The 18,716-nt window shown below is 42.0% G+C and carries 14 protein-coding genes and 2 pseudogenes; 8 read left to right on the forward strand and 8 right to left on the reverse strand.

What is annotated here, in order from left to right; all coding sequences use genetic code 11:
* Positions 1-97: 97 nt before the first annotated feature.
* The 4 genes and pseudogenes from LDO37_RS21615 to LDO37_RS21630 form a co-directional block, all read right to left on the reverse strand.
* Positions 98-2,149 (reverse strand): ATP-binding protein, encoded by a 2,052-nt coding sequence (locus LDO37_RS21615; protein WP_126607128.1) that lies wholly within the window; start codon positions 2,147-2,149, stop codon positions 98-100.
* Between the two features lie 118 nt (positions 2,150-2,267).
* Positions 2,268-2,372, reverse strand: a pseudogene (locus LDO37_RS21620) (urease accessory protein UreG); the annotation flags it as partial.
* Between the two features lie 9 nt (positions 2,373-2,381).
* Positions 2,382-2,514: pseudogene (locus LDO37_RS21625) on the reverse strand (transporter substrate-binding protein); the annotation flags it as partial.
* Positions 2,515-2,622: 108 nt separating this feature from the next.
* Positions 2,623-3,561, reverse strand: a complete 939-nt coding sequence (locus LDO37_RS21630) for a substrate-binding periplasmic protein (protein ID WP_126607129.1) — start codon at positions 3,559-3,561, stop codon at positions 2,623-2,625.
* A gap of 245 nt (positions 3,562-3,806) precedes the next feature.
* Here LDO37_RS21630 and LDO37_RS21635 point away from each other — a divergent pair, with 245 nt between their 5' ends.
* The 3 genes from LDO37_RS21635 (at position 3,807) to LDO37_RS21645 (ending at position 8,278) form a co-directional block, all read left to right on the forward strand.
* Positions 3,807-4,256, forward strand: coding sequence for a DUF3429 domain-containing protein (locus tag LDO37_RS21635; protein ID WP_101109935.1), 450 nt, complete (start codon positions 3,807-3,809; stop codon positions 4,254-4,256).
* Between the two features lie 194 nt (positions 4,257-4,450).
* Complete coding sequence (locus tag LDO37_RS21640; RefSeq protein ID WP_126607130.1) at positions 4,451-5,728, forward strand: condensation domain-containing protein; 1,278 nt, start codon at positions 4,451-4,453, stop codon at positions 5,726-5,728.
* 471 nt (positions 5,729-6,199) lie between these two features.
* Complete coding sequence (locus tag LDO37_RS21645; RefSeq protein ID WP_126607131.1) at positions 6,200-8,278, forward strand: TonB-dependent receptor domain-containing protein; 2,079 nt, start codon at positions 6,200-6,202, stop codon at positions 8,276-8,278.
* Positions 8,279-8,390: 112 nt separating this feature from the next.
* On the opposite strand, the gene LDO37_RS21650 is transcribed toward LDO37_RS21645, so the two are convergent.
* A complete protein-coding gene (locus LDO37_RS21650; RefSeq protein WP_224055874.1) occupies positions 8,391-8,633 on the reverse strand; it encodes a phosphopantetheine-binding protein in 243 nt (80 codons plus the stop codon).
* A 209-nt stretch (positions 8,634-8,842) separates the two neighbouring features.
* On the opposite strand from LDO37_RS21650, the gene LDO37_RS21655 reads away from it, so the two are divergent.
* The 4 genes from LDO37_RS21655 to LDO37_RS21670 all read left to right on the forward strand — a co-directional run bounded on the left by LDO37_RS21655 (position 8,843) and on the right by LDO37_RS21670 (position 12,961).
* Positions 8,843-10,498: a (2,3-dihydroxybenzoyl)adenylate synthase gene (locus LDO37_RS21655; protein ID WP_126607133.1), complete on the forward strand. Its 1,656-nt coding sequence runs from the start codon at positions 8,843-8,845 to the stop codon at positions 10,496-10,498.
* Positions 10,499-10,697: 199 nt separating this feature from the next.
* Positions 10,698-11,039 carry an isochorismate lyase gene (locus tag LDO37_RS21660; RefSeq protein ID WP_126606792.1) on the forward strand — a complete coding sequence of 114 codons (342 nt, stop codon included), beginning with the start codon at positions 10,698-10,700 and terminating at the stop codon, positions 11,037-11,039.
* A 157-nt stretch (positions 11,040-11,196) separates the two neighbouring features.
* The gene (locus tag LDO37_RS21665) at positions 11,197-12,090 is read left to right on the forward strand and encodes an isochorismatase family protein (protein WP_126606793.1); all 894 of its coding nucleotides are present in this window, start codon (positions 11,197-11,199) and stop codon (positions 12,088-12,090) included.
* Between the two features lie 55 nt (positions 12,091-12,145).
* A complete protein-coding gene (locus LDO37_RS21670) occupies positions 12,146-12,961 on the forward strand; it encodes a siderophore-interacting protein (RefSeq protein ID WP_126606794.1) in 816 nt (271 codons plus the stop codon).
* A 368-nt stretch (positions 12,962-13,329) separates the two neighbouring features.
* Here the strand turns inward: LDO37_RS21670 and LDO37_RS21675 are convergent, their stop codons facing one another.
* Positions 13,330-14,958, reverse strand: a complete 1,629-nt coding sequence (locus LDO37_RS21675) for a (2,3-dihydroxybenzoyl)adenylate synthase (RefSeq protein WP_126606795.1) — start codon at positions 14,956-14,958, stop codon at positions 13,330-13,332.
* Positions 14,959-14,966: 8 nt separating this feature from the next.
* Positions 14,967-16,148 (reverse strand): isochorismate synthase, encoded by a 1,182-nt coding sequence (locus LDO37_RS21680; RefSeq protein WP_126606796.1) that lies wholly within the window; start codon positions 16,146-16,148, stop codon positions 14,967-14,969.
* Positions 16,149-16,420: 272 nt separating this feature from the next.
* Here LDO37_RS21680 and LDO37_RS21685 point away from each other — a divergent pair, with 272 nt between their 5' ends.
* Positions 16,421-17,206: a 2,3-dihydro-2,3-dihydroxybenzoate dehydrogenase gene (locus LDO37_RS21685; protein WP_126606797.1), complete on the forward strand. Its 786-nt coding sequence runs from the start codon at positions 16,421-16,423 to the stop codon at positions 17,204-17,206.
* Between the two features lie 190 nt (positions 17,207-17,396).
* On the opposite strand, the gene LDO37_RS21690 is transcribed toward LDO37_RS21685, so the two are convergent.
* Complete coding sequence (locus LDO37_RS21690) at positions 17,397-18,467, reverse strand: 3-deoxy-7-phosphoheptulonate synthase (protein ID WP_126606798.1); 1,071 nt, start codon at positions 18,465-18,467, stop codon at positions 17,397-17,399.
* Positions 18,468-18,716: the final 249 nt, after the last annotated feature.

The raw sequence follows: 18,716 nt of genomic DNA on the forward strand, positions 1-18,716 counted from the left end.
AGTGTAATAAAACACGGGAGTTCCCGTGTTTTATTTCGACCATGTTTTATTTCGATATAGCACTCTAGCTGTATTAACGACGTCATGGCACGCTTTATTAAACAGCAGAGGCAATGCCGTCATTCGGTTTATCCAAATCCAAAATCAGTGGAACGCGGATTTTAAAACACGCGCCTTGCTCGTTCTCTGTAACGCATTGGATGCTGCCTTTTAGAAGTTGTACAACCATATTGTAGACAATGTTAGCGCCTAAACCACTGCCTCCGCCTCCGCGCTTAGTGGTCACAAATGGTTCGAATATCTTATCTTTCACGGAATCGGCAATGCCCTTTCCGGTATCTCGGTATACGATATTGAGATGCTCATCCTCAGTACTGATGTGAATATAAACGTTTCTAGGACCATCCCAGTGGTCAAATCCATGGCGAATACTGTTTGTAATTAAATTGGTGAATATCTGAATGTAGGAACTTGGATAACTTTCGATATCGATATCGTGAGAACAATCTAGGTGCACTGCCATTTTTGCCACTCGAACTTCGTGAGATAAAGACAGCAGCAGTTTTTCTAGGATGTCTTTTAGGTTGAATTCATACGCTGTCTGACTGGTTTGGTCGACGGCCACTTCTTTAAAACTACTCACCAGTTTTTCAGCTCTTTGAAGATTGGTGGTTAAGATTTCGGTTGATTGTTGCAACGAAAGAAGGACTTTAGAAAACTGTGCCTTTGAAAGGTTACCGGATTCGAAACCTTTACGCAGTGTTTGAACGTTCTCTTCGAGAAAACTCGTCGCGGTGACACTGATACCAAGAGGTGTGTTGATTTCATGAGCAATACCACCTACCAAGCCACCGAGTGACGCCATTTTTTCTGCCTCGACTAGGTTTTGCTGCGTTTCTTGCAGCTTTTTCAAAGTGAACTGGAGTTCTTCGTTTGCTGTTTCAAGTGATTGAGTGCGTTCCCTAACTTTCTTTTCTAAGCTCAGGTTGAGCGATTCAAGTTCGAGTTGCGTGTCATTGAGTTGAGTAACGTCAGCGCCAAAGCAGAGTACTCGGTTAGAATGATCATCTAGGCTGACAAATCGCCAATGCACGGTCATGGTATTACCGTCACTGTCTCGGTTGGTGACCTCCAAGACATCGGATGGCAAATTCACAATGATTTGATTTTCTTGTTCAGGAGTCCAATAACCATTCGCGAATACGCGAAACCAATTTCTAGCCACAACGTCGTCTTGTTTTCGCCCACAACGTTTGAATGCTTCTGGGTTTAACATTTGAATATTAAATTCGATTCGATCAACAACGCAAAGTAGGTTAGGGGAGTTATCAATGATAGCTGCGTTGTATTGCATTTGTTGAATGAGGTTTTGTTTGTCTTTGATCTGCTGGGTGACATCCGTAAAAACATAACATTTGCTGCCACCTTCTAAATCCAGCTCCTTGTAGCCAATAAAGGTGTCGTGTTTTGTCAGTAAGGAGTGAGGTTCAAACACTTCTTTTGAAGCACTGCCCGATACGAATTGGCTAAATTCAGGGCTGCGTCGCCAGCCTATGTCACACAAACAATCCACTAAACCAAATGGATGATTTTTTAGTAAACCGTTTATTTCGCTCAATTGCTCCCCAACAATTCGGTGAAAAGGAGGGTTGCTTGAAACGAGTTCGCGTTCCGTATTTACTATGGCGATCCCATGCCCAATGGAATTGAACGTGGTATTGAGGTACTCCTGAACGCGCTGTTTCTCTAGTTCCGACTTTTTTAGCGACGTAATTTCTATACCGCTCATTACGACACCGACTTGGGTGCCTTCTATATCCAAACGGGGTTGGTATTGAATATTGATGAATCTTTTATTGTCCGTTTCGGTAGGCAACTCAACTTCGAAACTGATTGATTCGCCATTCAGTGCTCGCTCAAGCAAAGGGGCGGCATTGGCGTAAACTGGGGGAGGTAACGCTTCTTTTACGGTTTTATTGAGGACTTTCTCGCTGGTGGAGCGAATAAAATCCAAGTACTGTTGGCTGACAACGATGTATCTTAAATCACTATCCAGTACTGCAACCATAATAGGGATGCTGTGAAACACGCTGGCAAGAAGTGGAAAGCTCATTGAGCTGTCGACAGCATCCGTTGCTTTTGGCGGCATAATATTCCTCAATCCCTACATGATTCATCGATCTTAAACGTATACGTTATCTAATGATAAAAGTTAGTTGACGAATTGCAGTTATACAACTTGATCAAGAGAATGAGCTTGTATTGAATTACAACATTCCTTCGGTAATGATGAAATAAATAATAGTCTCTAACCCTATTCCTTGTTTAAGGTTGGTAAATACGTAAGGCTTATTCGATCGCATTCGCGATGTATACTATCCATACCCTCCAATGACGACATAGACTTGTTCTTTTTCAATTAATTCGTGGACTTTTCTGCAAAAGAGTCCAGTTTGAAGCGGGATCGACAACGACAGCTTCCAGTTTTTTGCCCAGTAATCCCCCTTTTGTGTTTGTAGTTTAATATCAATGGGTTAATTTTGAATGCTTTTGGTGCAGTTGCACTGATAGGTTTCACTGAAATTGTGAAACCTACATGGTGAACATTTCGAAAAGTGAACGTTAAAAGCAGCTAGTAATTGAGCGGCTGTTTTTAGCGTGGAGTTTGTTGTAATAACGTTTGACTATATCGTTATACACACCGGATTGTTTCAATCTGATCAGAGTTTGATTGATGGCGGTGACCAGTTGTTCGGCTCTCGGTGAGCGCTTCGATATCACAAAGTAAAAACGGACATTCTCTTCATCGAGTGACTGACAAGCAATGTTGTTGGGTAGGGTTACCTCACCCGTTGCGATACTGCCCGCGATAATAGGGGCGGGGATTTCCATTATCTCGCAGCGACCATGTTCTAACATCATGATCATGCTGCTTAGTCCAGATTTGTGTATTGAGATAATTTTGTCATCAAGATGAGTGTGTTTTTCGATGTAATTTTTAACAACGCGCCCATCTGCTTCACATACATCAAAATGTTTCAATTCACGCAGTGTTGTTAATCTACCCCCCGACATTGGATTGAAGAGTCCTTTTGGGAACTCGTCTTTAGAATAAAATATGGCACGCGAGAGGGTGTATATGGGCCCAATGAAATAGAATTCTTTTGCTTTCTCTTCACTGTATGTAACGTCTGTGGTGATTTCAAAACTGCTCTCGTGCCCGAGTTTCTGTAAGTTATGGAGGCACCGCTTATTCGGCATGAGTTTATACTGGAATTTAAACTGGTGTTGGGTTGCTGTGGCTTCCAATATATCTATATTGACGCCAACAATATTGCTCGTTGTTTGTTTGTTTTCTTCTTTTACACCTGGCTTGTGTGGCATTTCGTAGTAAAACGGTGCCCAGGTATCGCTGCAAACTTGAACTGGTAGTCGATTATCTAAATTCGACTCTGATTCGAAAGGATCGTCAGCCTTTGCACGATTCTCTGCGTTCACGACATTGAAAAAATTCAAAAAAACAACACAGATTAAAGAGTACAGCCAAAAATACCAGTGCATTTACCCATCCAATAAAAATGTAATAGACCAAGTATAGTCAAGCTACTGAGCTGAACAGAAAATAATCTATGTCGATACTCTAGAAAAGAACGCTAAACCTGAATGGTTTGTCCGTTTGATCAGGTTTACAACGGCTACACCTCAAAAATGAAACTAAATAGAGACTATTGGTTAACTTTCTCGTGACTTCTTTAGGTTTTGTCTATTATTTAATCAGTTGTAAAAGTGACCGATTGGAGTGGATGATGGAACAGACACCGCGACACATTATGATGGAGCTTGGGTACTTAGGGCTTTTGCCCTTTCTTGGTTGTTTAGTTCTTATGGTGGCGGATATTTCGCTATTTGGGCATACCCCATTGGGGCTTTTTGTTACTTATAGCGCGATTATATTGAGCTTTTTATCCGGTGCTTTGTGGGGAAATGCGATTGATCATTTCTCTCATGCATTAAGCCGTAATGGAATGCTATTAAGCAATTCTTTCACATTTATTGCGTGGGCGGTTTTATTGCAATCACCGGAAAATCATTGGATTTCTCTGTTCATGCTGGCTTTTGGGTATGTAGCAGTTTGGTTCACTGAAGCGACATTGCGAAACTCTGAAAATGAAAATAATGCGAAAGGCTACAATGCTCTTAGAACAAGGTTAACCATCGGGGTTGTCGCATTTCATGGGGTTGCACTCGTGGTATGAATATAATTGTAAATGATTCTCATTGAGTTTTGTTGCTGTGTTGGTATTATCTGGCGGCTTTTGGTTATATTCAATTAACCTCAGCCAAGGATAAGGATAAACCTTTTGCATTTAAATCGAAGTAGCGATGTTTGAATGGAGTGTCTTTGCTCAGCTTATCCTAAACTGAGGTGCATTTAGGTAAGGAAACCACAATGAGCCAAGTTTGGCATCCACTCACCCATGCTCAGCAATCCTATTGGGATGAGTTCTTGCACCACCCTGATAGCTCTGGATCTGTCGTAGCCCATCGTATTGAAATTAATGGTCCTTGTGATACTAATTTGTTGCTGCGCGCGATTCGCCAAGCTGTTGATGAAGCAGATGTATTAAACTTATCATTCAAAGTCGAGGAAAGTGAATCTTATCCACGTCAGTCCGTTATTCCTTCGCTGGGTTCGAATGTAGAAATCATCGACCTTAGAACAAAGTCTAATAGTGAAGCGTTGGCTAACGAGATGATGCACAGTGACTCAAGTACACCCATTAACCTAACCAACTCTACGCTTTCTTTACAAAGGCTGTATCTACTATCTGATGAAAAACGAATTTGGTATTCGCGAGCACACCATATTGCAGTAGATGGTTACAGCATGAGCTTAATCGAGGATCGATGTGCAACGTTATATCGATGTTTTGTATCAGAAGAAATACCACCTGCTGCATACAAAAGGCTCGATACTTACATAAAAGAAGATCATGACTACTTTACAGGCAAACGTTTTGGTCTAGATGAAGCGTTTTGGCAAGAATATATAGAGAGTTCCGATCTCGAAAAAGTAGAGAGTAATAGCTTGTGCTTCGATACGGTAGAAAAAAGGTTAGAGTTACCGGATGAAATAGGCACGGCATTACTGGCTTTATCGAAAAAGCTCGTGATTGGGTGGACAGATATTTTACTGCTTTTAACTTCGGCGTACTTATATTCCCATTTCCGCACTACACAAGGGCAAAAGGAAGATGGATTTCCGGTATGGATTCCTTTTATGAATAGAATGGGAAATCCTTGCGCTAATACACCTTCGTTAATGGTAAATGCCATTCCATATAAAGTGTGCGTTAAACAGAATGAGAGTGTCGAAGATTATCTTCTGCGATCCGTAAAAGAGTTAAGAAAGCTTTATTCACATGGTCGATATAGGCTAGAGAGTAAAAATATATCTGAAGGTAGTCATTATTTTTTGTCACCTTTTATTAATATATTGCCTTTCGATCCACCCGAATTTCATTTGTGTCAGACAAATCACCAAGTCATTGCTGGTGGTATAGCAGATGGCTTTAATATTACCTTTCGATCTTCAAAGGATGCCTCAGGAATGAGCGTGTTAATTGAAGGGGAGTCGGCACTCTATGATCAGTCCGCAGTAGGTGTTCATGCCAACGGGCTGAGGGAATTTTTGCATTCCACATTGTTTAGTTTTCCTGCCAATTGACACCAAATATCCTGTTCATATTTACGAAATATGTTGCTCTAGATTAGGTAGAGCTTGCCTCTGCCTAATTTTAAGAAATCTTTAAGGGCTTCTATTCCTTAAATAAAATCCATTAATGATAATAATAACTATTAATATATATAAATGAGAATGCTTTACATTTATATATGCTATCGATAGAGTACGAACCTAAAATCGTCAAGCTACAGATAGAAAAAAGTTCACAAGTATCTGCATATTGAATTCTGATGCTTTTTTGTTCTGTCTGATAAGCGGTTTTTAGTCGGAATACTCGCTCTCAAATACACAACGTAGTGGTTAATGGGAGTCACAAGGAAGTCTAGTCGAATACTCAGTTAACGAGTCCATCGCCTTTTCACTCATTTGAACAGCTTCCAATTTGGCTTTTATTTTTTGTTAAATCGTATTTGAGCGCACCAATTGTTAATGCTTAGTTAAGGAGAATTTTAAATGACAGCATTACGTCCAGCGCAGATGAATGTAATAGGAAACAAAACATTCAAATTGCGCACCTTATCCGCAGTTATTATGGGACTCTGCGTGGGTGGTCAGGCATTTGCAGAAACAAATAATAAAAACGAAGCAAATTCTGAAGAAGGTACTATTTCTGTTGTCACCGTAATTGGTGAAAAAACAGAGCGCTCTATTTACGACACAGGTTCAAGTGTTGAAGTTTACGATGAAGACCGCATCAACACGACTCCAGGTGCGACGGAGGTTGCTGATTTACTTCAGATCACTCCGAACATTGTGGATACCGGTAAAGGAAATAGCTTACCAACTATTCGTGGTCTAGATGGCTCAGGGCCATCTGTTGGAGGTGCCGCAAGTTTTGCAGGTACAGCCCCACGTTTAAACCTTTCTATTGATGGTCGATCTTTAACTTATTCTGAGATTGCATTTGGTCCTCGTTATCTATGGGATATGCAACAAGCAGAAATTTACCTTGGTCCTCAAAGCTATGTTCAGGGGCAAAATGCCTCTGCTGGTGCCATAGTGATGAAATCAAAAGATCCAACGTATCACTTTGAAAGTGCTGTTAAGGGCGCAATAGGTGAACAAAACTATTCTCAAACTGCAGCAATGGTTTCTGCCCCTATCCTTGATGATGAGCTTGCGTTTCGTTTGAGTGTCGATCAGCAAAAACGCAAATCTCATCTAGACTTAGCTACTTATGATCCTGTGGGTGATTCACGCCGTGTTGAAACGACAATGGCTCGAGGTAAGTTTCTATTTGAACCTTCGGCGTTAGAAGGGTTTAGAACGACTTTAGCAGTAACTTACATGGACACCCGTGCACCTCAGTCAGAAAATGTGGTGGGTCCAAACTACCCAGCTGAACGCCCTGTTTATGAAAGTAACAGTGTAAGTACCACATGGAATGTATCATGGAAACTGTCTGACACAACTACGATCGAAAATAACCTTGTATACGCTAAGTTTGATTATGATCGTATGACAGATCCTACGGGTCGCCGTGCGGACTTTACGACTAAGGGTAAGGAATTCCATATTGAGCCTTTGGTTAAATACAACTCACTTGATGACAAGATCGTAGCTCTTGCAGGCTTACGTTACTTTAGCTCTAAACAAGACGATCTATTTATTACTACTAGCGAAACGTCAATGGAGGGAAGTACAAAGACTCAATCAGCGTTTGCGGAAGTGACTTATTCTGCAACTGAACAGGTTCATGTAACATTTGCTGGTAGATTTGAGAAAGAGAATAAAGTAAGAGATGTTGATCTTTTCTCACTTGATTATGATGAAACTGCGACAGTATTTCTTCCTAAGTTTGATGTAGCGTATAAGCCAGAAAGTACTCAGACTATCGGCTTCAAGGTCGCGAAGGGTTATAACTCTGGTGGTGCTGGTTTGGCATTCAACCCAACTCGTAGAGCTCCAATGCTACCATATAGCTTCGAACAGGAAGATATGTGGAATTACGAAATTTACACTCGTCACCTTTTGCAGGGCAGCACCGTTGAGTTGACTACCAATTTATTCTATAACGACTTCAATAATATGCAGATTCAGCAGACTAAGCCGGACGGATACGTATTTGTAGAAAATGTGGATGGAGCAAATTCATATGGTGCCGAGGCTGGAACTCGCTGGCTAGCGACTTCCGATTTGGAAGTATTTGCTAATATTGGTTTGCTAAAAACAGAATATAAAGAGACTGACCTTCAAGGTGGTAAGACTCGAGAATTACCTCGTGCTCCATCTCTAACTGGAACATTGGGTGCTCTTTATACATTTGCAGATGGGTTTGAGTTGAGTGGTAATGCTAACTATACTGGCTCGTACTTCTCTGATAGAGAGAACAGCGCCGCGCAAGAAATTGACCCATTCTGGGTGTCAAATGCGCAGCTAGCCTATGTATTTGATGGTGGTCGTGCATCTCTATTCGTGACAAACGTATTTGATTCACAAAAGAAAACACTCGTCACTTATGCACCTGCAGTTGATGAGCCATTAGAACAAGCGCCTCGCCAAATTGGTGCTTCAATAGAATTACACTTCTAAATTTTTAGATATAAACAAAAAACGCCTTGCTTAAAGTAAGGCGTTTTTATTTGGTAGTAAAAAAAGCAGCTTAGGTGAATAACCAAAGCTGCTTGATTTTTGATTCGTGTGGTTAGGCGGACACTTCACTTGAGGCGATGATTTCTTTCCATGACTCCAACGTTGGTGTCTCCATCAACTGTGCAAAATTGATATCCAAACCAGCATTTCTAAACTGACCTGTAAGACGCATCATACTGATTGAATCCAAACCTAACTCAATTAAGTTTACATCAGGTTTTATTGATTCGGCCGGAACGCCCAAAAGCTGGCTAATCGTCGCTAACAAATCAATACTCGCTTCTTGCTTTGACAAAATAATATCCTTTTTTTTCGGAGGGTTACGTAAAACTTCCAATGTGTGATTCAAAGTCGTCGTACACAATATCATTACTTGATTGTCGCATTCAAATGATTATTATTAGCATTTGAGAATATACTTATGTATAAGTTGCACTGCGTGTGCTTGATTATGCTTTTCAAGCAAATACTCACGTCATCAGTAAAGAAACATTAGGGAATGAGATGGACATCGTACTCAAGGAAAATGAAGTACAACAAGATTTGCTTTTCGGTTTTATTGATCAGTCTGAAAGTCAATCTGAAAAATTTAAAGATGCCGATATATGGATGAACACACCTTTGTGGGGGATTTTATCTGAGGGAGTAGATAAACATCCAAATAAGGTCGCAGTTGAAGACTCTCATGGAGTGCTTTCTTATAAACAACTGCAACTTGAAGCGGACAAGATAGCAGTAGGTTTAAAGGAAGATGGCTTAAAAGCAGGCGATAGAGTTGTTTTCCAAGTGTCGAACAGCCTTTATTTTGCAAAGGTTTTTTTTGCTATACAAAGAGCTGGTTTGGTTCCGGTGCTGGCTTTACCTGCTCATGGTGTTGTCGAAATTTTTCACTTTATGAAAATTTCTGGTGCAAAGGCTTATTTGGGCTCCAATCTTGAAAATGAAAGTAAAGCGATAAGTATATCGGATTCATTATCGGAAGCATTACCCGACTTAAAACATATCTATATTGCTGGTGACTCGGGCAAATACCGTTCATTGCCAAAAGGTGACGTTGACCAGTTTATACCTGAAAAATCAAATCCCGATTTTCCGGCTCTATTTCTGGTCTCGGGTGGGACAACGGGTCTTCCCAAGCTCATTCCGAGAACACATAACGATTATCGTTTTAACATTCAGAGTTGTGCCGTCGCGAGCGAGTTATCAAATGAAGAGGTTTATCTTGCGGTTTTACCTGCAGCACACAACTTTACTTTGGGGTGCCCAGGGTTACTTGGCGCACTTCAGTGTGGCGGTAAAGTTATCTTTAGTACAAACCCCAGCCCCGACTATTGTTTCGATGTTATTGAGACAAATAAAGTCACTTCTACAGCATTAGTTCCTGCGTTAGCTCAGTTATGGACAGCAGCTAAAGAATGGGAGAATGCCGATACATCCAGTTTGAGACTGATCCAAGTGGGTGGATCTAAGCTTGCGTATACCGACGCTCTGAACGTTCAGAAAGTTTTCCCAGGTGCACTTCAGCAAGTGTTCGGTATGGCGGAAGGTTTGATTGCCTGCACTCGCTTTGGCGATGCTGAAGAATTAATCGCCACCAAGCAGGGTCGCCCTGTAAGTAGCTGGGACGAGGTTCGCGTCGTTAATGCAGAAGGGAATCCGGTTTTGGTTGGAGAGGAAGGGGAGTTGGTCACTCGAGGTCCATATACTCTTAGGGGCTACTATCGTGCAGAGGAGCATAATGAACGGTCTTTTACTCATGATGGTTTTTACCGAAGTGGTGATCGCGTCGTTGTGGATGAAAATGGCTACATTGTGGTGACGGGTCGGCTTAAAGACGTCGTGAACCGAGCTGGCGAATGTATTGCTACTGATGAATTAGAAGAGCAATTGCTTGCCCATCCAAATGTTGCACAAATCGCTGTCGTTGCGGTACCGGATAAGCATTTGGGGGAAAGAATAGGCGTTGCGTTAGTCAAGAAAGGTCGAGTGCCGACGCTTCAAGAACTGCGAGTTTTCCTTCAAGAGCAGGGTATCGCTTCATTCAAATTACCCGATGAACTGAATATTGTGTCCAGCCTCCCTAAAACGGCGGTTGGCAAGATTGACAAAAAGCGTGTTCCCGGTCCCGACGGTAACCCTTGGGTTAATACTTCCATATAACTGAAATTGGGCTGCTGATTTGCAGTCTAATTTAATGCAAAATCGATATGATACCAATTGAATATGTATTAATAATGAGATACATTCTCATTTATCTTCAGAGCGAGGAATTCTATTTTCTCCATATTCTTCAACAGGTAAGGATTGAAGTTGAAAGTAGGAGACAGATAACAGGGAATGAAATTTAAAGGAAATTAACGTGTCATCTTTAAAGAAGCCAGAAGCTTGCGAAAGTCTTAACGATATCCGAACAGGAATAGACTCCCTTGATAAAGAGATTATTCAACTTCTCTCAAGGCGAATGGGATACGTAAAAGCAGCAGCGCAATTTAAGCCCAATGAAGAAAGTATTCCAGCTCCCGAGCGTGTCGTGGTGATGCTGGAAGATCGAAAAAAATGGGCAGAAGACGCAGGAATATCAACAGAGTTTGTTGGAACGATATTCCCTAACATCATCGATTGGTACATCAACCAACAAATACATCACTGGCGTCATGAAAGAGGGTTTTCAGTAGAGGATCCTGAAGATGCAGCAACTTGATAATGATTTCTTACATTATCAATGAATAAGCGACTAGAGCACGACACATTATCAATCTCAATGTTTTTACTTTAGTTGCTGAGCGCAAAGACCTGATTTATCGGGCTATTTAAATAGGAACGTTAGGCGCTAATTAGAGTATTAAGGACAATCAGAAATGGCTATACCTAAGATTGCGAGTTACGACTTGCCGGAACACAAAGAATTTCCAGGAAACAAAACGAATTGGAAAATTGACCCTAGTACCGCGGTACTGTTGATTCACGATATGCAGGAATACTTCGTGAATTATTATGAGGTGAACGCCTCACCTATGGTTGATGTTTTAAAGAATATCAGTGAACTTAAAAAGAGAGCCAAAGAAGCCGGTATTCCTGTTATTTATACGGCTCAACCTGCCAATCAAGACCCGAAAGACAGGGCATTGTTATCCGATTTTTGGGGACCTGGGTTGAATGGTGAACATACCCCAGTTGTTTTCTCTCTCTCACCGGAAAAAGGCGATATTGAATACGTCAAATGGCGTTATAGTGCGTTCAAGAAAACACCATTGCTTGAATACATGCGAGAAAACAAAAAAACTCAGCTGATCATCTCCGGTATCTACGGTCATATTGGCATTTTGTCTACAGCCCTTGATGCTTTTATGCTGGACATTCAGCCGTTTATTATTGGGGATGCCATTGCGGATTTCTCACGTGAAGACCATGTTCATACATTGAATTATGTTGCCGGCAGAGCGGGAAGTATCAAAACACTTGGCAAAGCGATGAGTGAAATACAGACCGCCAAAGGTTCTGTACTCAGTCTGAATGTATTGCAGTTTGACGTGGCAGAAACATTGGGTGTTCCTTCTGACGATATTGATGTGAATGAAAACTTAATGTTTATGGGGCTGGATTCCATGAGAGCAATGACACTTGTTGAAAAGTGGAATAAGCAGGGTGCCAATGTGTCGTTCTCTCAACTAATTGAAGCGGTGTCACTACAAGAGTGGTGGCAGGCTATTGAACCAACTATCAATCATAAGAAAGAAGAAGTGTCAGCATAACCATGTTTACGTGAGGCAACATTAGCTTCTCCAGCTATACATAAGAGGTAAACCAATGAGCGATAATCCAGAGCGCTTATATCCGATGTTATTAAACTTTGTACGTAAGGAATACGTATCCAAAAACCTACTACGAGTGACGGTAACAGGTGAAGACTTAATAGGGTTCCCTGAAAACCAAGGTGGTACCCATATAAAAGTATTTTTTCCAAATAGGGAAAATGGGATATTGCAGCTCCCGTATAGGGAAGGTGAAACGGTTGTATGGCCAGAACATAAACCGGTCCCTAGAGCATATTCAGTCAGAAAATACCGTGCGGATGTGAATGAACTTGATATCGATTTTGTCACTCATGGTGAAAATTCTCCGGGTGGTGGATGGGCACTCAAAGCAAAAGAAGGTTCTCAAATCGGGCTTGTCGGTCCAGCAGGACCTGACCCGTTAATTGAACCTGCTGATTGGCACATTTTTGCTGGTGATCTTACCGCAGTACCTGCTATTAGCGCGATTTTGGAAGTGTTACCGTCTGACACTGTTGGCTATGTGTTTATTGAGATTGATGATATTGAAGACAAGCACGACATCAAGCATCCAGAAGGTGTTGCAGTCGAATGGATTCTGAGAGAACCGAAAGACGGCCATGCTCAGTTAAGCAAGGCTATCATTAACCTTACCCCTCCGAGTGGCTCAGAGGTTCTATCTGCTTTTATTGCGGGTGAGAATGAAAGTGTTCTTGCTTGCCGAAAAGTGCTCAGAGAAGAATATAAACTGACTAAGAAAAACATGTATGCCATTCCTTATTGGAAACGAGGTAAGGATGAAGAGGCTTATCATGATGAACGACATGAGGTAATGGACGAAGAATACTAATTTCTTCACCAGAACCTAGCCTATCCAACAATAAACCGACTTCACTGAAGTCGGTTTTTTTATTCTTATACTCAAACCACCTCAAGGTGCTAGGTTCAGCGGCTTCTTATCTATAGATTGGGGGCTTGGTTTTCAGGCAAGGAGCCGATTTGAAGATCTAGTGGTTCTAAACCTAGAATCGGTAACGCGGCATGAAAACCAAGCAAACTCGCCCCTGGGAGCTTATCTTCTGTCCCATTTCATCGTCAAAGAACTTGGAAAGGACGCGTCATTCCACTGCGTTCTTTTCCTTGAACTGAAACAGAAGATAAAGCTCTGAATCCTGCACCTTGAGGTGGTTTGAGTATATTGAGAAGAAAGGCTTATATTTAGGCCGAAGTGTACTCTTCTCGAAGCTTTTTCTTGTTGATTTTACCAACGGAAGTTTTTGGTAATGATTCGACAAATTTAATAAGGTCAGGGATTTTGTAATCCGCTAAGCCGCATTCGCGCAAGAAGTATTTAAGTTTGATCGGGTTTACTTCGGTCCCTTTTGCCTTAACGACAACCGCACAACTGCGTTCACCCAGATAATCATCAGGTATGGCAATTAAAGCGACATCATGAATACACTCATGCCGGAGCAACTGATTCTCGACTTCTTCAGCCGCAATTTTTTCGCCTCCTCGATTAATCTGGTCTTTATCTCTCCCCGTTACAACGATGTTGCCATCTTCGGTGAGTTTGACAATGTCTCCAGTACTGTAAAAACCTTCGTCATTAAATGAGCGGCGATTATGCTCTTCTGCGCGGTAATAGCCACGAATGGTGTAAGGTCCTTGAGTAAGAAGGAAACCCTCATCTCCTACTGGCACACTAGCTCCATTTTCATCTACGACCTTTACTTGGTCATGCTCAGAAATAGGTCGACCTTGGGTAGAGGTAATCACTTCGATAGGATCGTCGAGGCGAGTGTAGTTAACTAGCCCTTCAGCCATACCAAATACCTGTTGAAGTCGGCAGTCCAGTTTGTCTGGTAACGCCTTCGCAGCGGTCTCGCTAAATTTTGCGCCGCCCACCTGAACGAGTTCAAGACTTGAGAGATCATGGGTTGTGGACTGAGCTTGATCCATCCACAGCAAAGCGAGTGGAGGAACCAAACCGGACACCGTCACTTTATGATCTTCAATCAGCTTAAACGCCGATTTTGGCGTCGGGTCTTGAGTCAGCACCACGGTTCCACCTGCGAAGAATACGCCTAAAGCACCTGGGGAACTTAACGGGAAGTTATGGGCGACAGGCAGCGCGCAAAGGTAACGAGTATTTTCATCAAATTCACAAATGACGTTGCTGCCAATAACGCTGTAAGCATAGTCATTGTGGGTGCGAGGAATCAATTTTGGAGTCCCCGTTGTTCCACCGGACAATTGAAAGAACGCTAAGTCTGATGCATCTGCAGTTTGAATAGGATCCGGTTGCCCTTCGATATCCTCTAATGCGGTGAATCTATCGTCCTGAATACTTGAAGTATTGCCACGCACAAGCACGTGCTTCAGCGCATTAGCTTCATCAAGTACTTGTGTTGCTAATCCTTGGTAGTTAAACCCTGTATGTTCACCATCGATAATGTAAGCTTTCGCTTCAGCATGTTTACAAAAATAAGAGATTTCAGACAATCGATGAGCGGGCAAAGCTAAAACTGGTCGAATGCCTTTCTGCAGCAATGCAAAGTAGCAGAGGTAGAATTCTGCTACGTTTGTCATCTGCAATACGACGTTGTCACCTTTGACTAATCCTAGCAACTGAAATCCGGATGCGAGTTTGGATACACGCTTGGCTAGTCCTTTGTAAGTGAATTGGCGCTCACCGCATACCAGTGCGATCGAGTCACCATATTGGGTAACAGAGTGCTGAAAATGGTCGAAAAGCGTTTTATCTAACCAATACCCAAGCTCTCTATATTGCGTTTCCAGAGATTCTGGCCACGCTGTAAAATCTAATTGACTATTCTTACCCACAATTCCACCTAAGCAGTCAGCATGTCTTTAAGTTGAATACCTGCCGCCGTCAAAATGGTGTTCATCTTCGCACCTGTTTCATCCAGCTCGCTTTGCGGTTGAGACTCATCAACAATACCTGCACCGGCAAACACTTTCATTTGTCGCTTCTGTACTTCTGCACAACGGATGGTGACCACCCACTCGCCATTACCTCTTGAATCACACCATCCCACCATGCCAGTAAAGTAACCGCGATCGAACTGCTCCAGTTTTCTGATTGCATCGTAAGCTTTTTCGCGAGGATACCCGCATACTGCTGGGGTGGGGTGCAGTTCTGCCGCTACCTTAAGTACATTGATTGCTGGGTCATTGACTTGTCCTTCAAGAACTGTGGAAAGGTGCAGCATGGTCTTTGTTTCAATAACCGAAGGAATCAAAGGCGTGTACAGGTTGTAGCAGTACTTACTCATAATGCGTTCAACTTCTTCAACGACCAAACCGTGCTCGTACAAATCTTTATTTGTATTCAGTAGGGAATCGACGGATGCTTTGTTCAGTTCTTGAGACTCCGATCTTGGGCGAGAACCAGCAAGGGGGTTAGAAATTAAGTGGCTGCCTTTTTTAGCGACAAGAAGCTCGGGGCTTGCACCCATCAGCTTTTGGTCTTTACTGATGTTTGCAGCAAAGGTGTACCCCTTAGAATTGATCGATAAAAGATTGCGAAGCAAAGCTTGCTGCTGAATATCCGTGTCTGTTGCAACTTCGATTGCACGCGAAAGAACAACCTTTGAAAGCTCTGTATTAGCAAACATATCAAGTAGGTCGGATACCCCTTGTTTGTAATGATTGCCACTTGGTGAAGAAATCACTCTTGCGTCAGAAGGTGATTGAGAGTTAGGCCTAAGTGCTCTGGTGCTGCTCGAAACGTACAATTTTTCTGGAATGATAAATTTAGTTGGGTTTTCTTCATTAAACGGCACAACACCAAACAAAACCGGATTATCCGAATCCGACTTCTTTGCTGCCTGAAGCATTTTGTTAGCTTGAGCCGCTAACTGGGTAAATGGAATGGATTGATGAAATTCAATCTCGATACCTTTACCCATCATGGTGTTATCTGGAGAAGCGAAGAAAAACGGAGAAGACAATAATTCACTGTCCAACAGTTCACATTCCATTTTTGAATAGCCAATCACTTCACGTTTCATAACAGATCCCTCTTGAAATATAGATCGTGATGATGGGACGCTATACCAAAAAATCAGAAGTTAAGTTCTGTCTATGGTCGGAGCATCTACATCGGGTTGCTTATTTGGGGAACTAAGATTACAGTTACGAACAGCCAAATGCTAATGATAATAATTACCATTTGATGTTAATTCTCATTATTAAACATTGGTCACAATTATTGCCTCTTTCCTTTAAATAAATGTTACTAAGAGAGCTTTTTTGTTTGTTTTTCATACGGTAATTTTCATATATGTCAAAATTTCTTGAAAGAAATCACGTTTTGCTAACGGGTGCTGCAAAAGGTATTGGATTTAGCACACTAGAAAATTTGCTTGAAGCAGGAGCGAAAGTAATAGCAACAGATATAGATGTAGAATTATTAGCCTCAAAATCGGATTCTCTTTCTACGCAATATCCAGATCAACTTCAGGTGTTCAAACTGGATTTGTCCAAGCCGGAACGTGTTAAAGAAAGTATTCATCAATGGATCAATGACTATGGGGAGTTTGACCATTTAGTCAGCTGTGCGGGCATACTTCACTTAGGTGCCTTGTGTGATATGGCGTTAGAACAGATCGAGAATACCTTTATGGTGAATACGTTTGGCGTTCTATCTACAATGCAGGCTGTATCGGCGAGTATGAAAACGCGACGTAAAGGTAATATTGTGGTTGTGGGGTCAAATGCAGCAAATACACCTCGAGCAAATATGGGAGCGTACGCTGCATCAAAATCGGCGCTGCATACGTTTGTGAAGTCGGTAGGCATTGAGCTCGCACCATTAGGGATTCGTTGTAACATTGTCAGCCCAGGTTCAACTCGTACTGAGATGCAGTTACAGCTTTGGAATGATGATTATGGTGAAGAGCAGGTGATTGCAGGAGACGCAAAACAGTTTCGATTAGGCATTCCACTAAATAAAATTGCCGAACCTAACGATATTGCCCAAACCATTTTATTCTTGATGTCTGATGCAGCCAATCACATCACTATGCATGACCTCCGCGTTGATGGTGGTGCAACGCTTGATAACTGATCTGACACCTTGAGCTCTGGTTGTTTTAGATTTTGAAAAAGAAAATGGCGCTTGATACGCCATTTTTGCTGTCTATTTTCATTTGCCATCTGTTACCACTTACCACTCAATCTATTTTGACGACTATTCTCACTTAACGTGCGTTTTAACATCCGTAATCGATTGCTTAATTGGGTAAGGTTTTAATTCGCTAGGCGACCGTTGAATATTGCTTACGCTCGGCTTCTGCTTTTGCATTCGCAAAAATATCGAGAATAGCGACTGTATCTTCCCAGCTGAGGCATTCATCAGTAATAGATTGCCCTTTAGTGAGTGGGAAATCACCAATGCTCTGTGCTCCTCCAACTAGGAAGCTTTCAGACATCACTCCAGCAATGTATTGCTCACCATCAATAATTTGCTGCGCGATATCTCGGGCTACATTGAGCTGGTTTGTTGCAACTTTTAGGCTATTTCCATGGCTGCAATCAACAATTAAGCTTGGGGTTAAGCCGCTCGACTCTAGTTGTTTTGTTACTTCACATACGTGTTCATTGGAATAGTTTGGTTTTTTCCCGCCTCGCAGAATAACGTGTCCTGCCGGGTTACCTTTTGTCATGGCAGCGATAGGCGCATCTTCAAATCCTGAAACGCAAATCAGGTGGGATGATTTCGCTGCATGAATCGCATCAATTGCGATATTGATATTACCATCTGTACCGTTTTTAAAACCTATAGGGCATGGAAGCGCTGAAGCCATTTGCCTATGTGTTTGGGATTCCGTAGTTCTGGCTCCTATTGCACCCCAGCAAATCAAATCAGAAATGTACGGGTAAATGGTTGTGTCTAGAAATTCGGTTGAGGTAGCCAGTTTTAAATCAATGACGTCTTTTAGTAACTTTCTTGCGACAAACAGCCCTTTTCTCATATTGTGGCTGTCGTTCAAATCAGGGTCGACTATTAGTCCTTTCCAGCCCACTCGGGTACGTGGCTTTTCAAAATAGGTCCGCATTACGATGAGAAGTTGGTCGCTATACTTGCCCTGTAGATCCGCTAACTTACGGGCGTACTCCAAACCAGCTTCTGGATCATGGATCGAACAAGGACCAATGATAACCAGCAGTCGGTTATCTTCCCCGTTTAAGATTTGTGAGATTTCTTTTCGCTTCTCACTGATAAACAGCTCACTCTCTGAATCCAAAGCGATTTCATTCACCACATCTGGTACTCGTGGCAGCGAACCGATCGGGGTAGAGTGAATCAGTTTTTGTAGCTCTTGCATCCTTCCTCCTACAAGAAGTGTTCCTTGATGCTTTACCTTTAACGAAGTTGAATCCAGCTAGGACCTAGCTGGACTAAATTAAACAAATGATAATCATTATCATTTTGGGTGGGAGATTATTAAGATATCAGCAGCATAATGTCAAGCCTATTATCTAAGGGGAATTCGACGCTCTTAGTAAGAAAATCAACGATATGTCAGTAAGTTATTCAAATACTCATTAATCTTCGTTGATATACAACTATTCTC

The sequence above is a fragment of the Vibrio penaeicida genome (assembly GCF_019977755.1).
GTDB classification, from domain to species: Bacteria; Pseudomonadota; Gammaproteobacteria; order Enterobacterales; family Vibrionaceae; genus Vibrio; species Vibrio penaeicida.

Excerpts from the sequence above, each read along its gene's own strand:
- LDO37_RS21615 (WP_126607128.1), bottom strand. The coding sequence starts at position 2,149 with ATGCCGCCAAAAGCAACGGATGCTGTCGACAGCTCAATGAGCTTTCCA.
- LDO37_RS21630 (WP_126607129.1), bottom strand. The coding sequence starts at position 3,561 with ATGCACTGGTATTTTTGGCTGTACTCTTTAATCTGTGTTGTTTTTTTG.
- LDO37_RS21635 (WP_101109935.1), top strand. The coding sequence starts at position 3,807 with ATGGAACAGACACCGCGACACATTATGATGGAGCTTGGGTACTTAGGG.
- LDO37_RS21640 (WP_126607130.1), top strand. The coding sequence starts at position 4,451 with ATGAGCCAAGTTTGGCATCCACTCACCCATGCTCAGCAATCCTATTGG.
- LDO37_RS21645 (WP_126607131.1), top strand. The coding sequence starts at position 6,200 with ATGACAGCATTACGTCCAGCGCAGATGAATGTAATAGGAAACAAAACA.
- LDO37_RS21655 (WP_126607133.1), top strand. The coding sequence starts at position 8,843 with ATGGACATCGTACTCAAGGAAAATGAAGTACAACAAGATTTGCTTTTC.
- LDO37_RS21665 (WP_126606793.1), top strand. The coding sequence starts at position 11,197 with ATGGCTATACCTAAGATTGCGAGTTACGACTTGCCGGAACACAAAGAA.
- LDO37_RS21670 (WP_126606794.1), top strand. The coding sequence starts at position 12,146 with ATGAGCGATAATCCAGAGCGCTTATATCCGATGTTATTAAACTTTGTA.
- LDO37_RS21680 (WP_126606796.1), bottom strand. The coding sequence starts at position 16,148 with ATGAAACGTGAAGTGATTGGCTATTCAAAAATGGAATGTGAACTGTTG.
- LDO37_RS21685 (WP_126606797.1), top strand. The coding sequence starts at position 16,421 with ATGTCAAAATTTCTTGAAAGAAATCACGTTTTGCTAACGGGTGCTGCA.
- LDO37_RS21690 (WP_126606798.1), bottom strand. The coding sequence starts at position 18,467 with ATGCAAGAGCTACAAAAACTGATTCACTCTACCCCGATCGGTTCGCTG.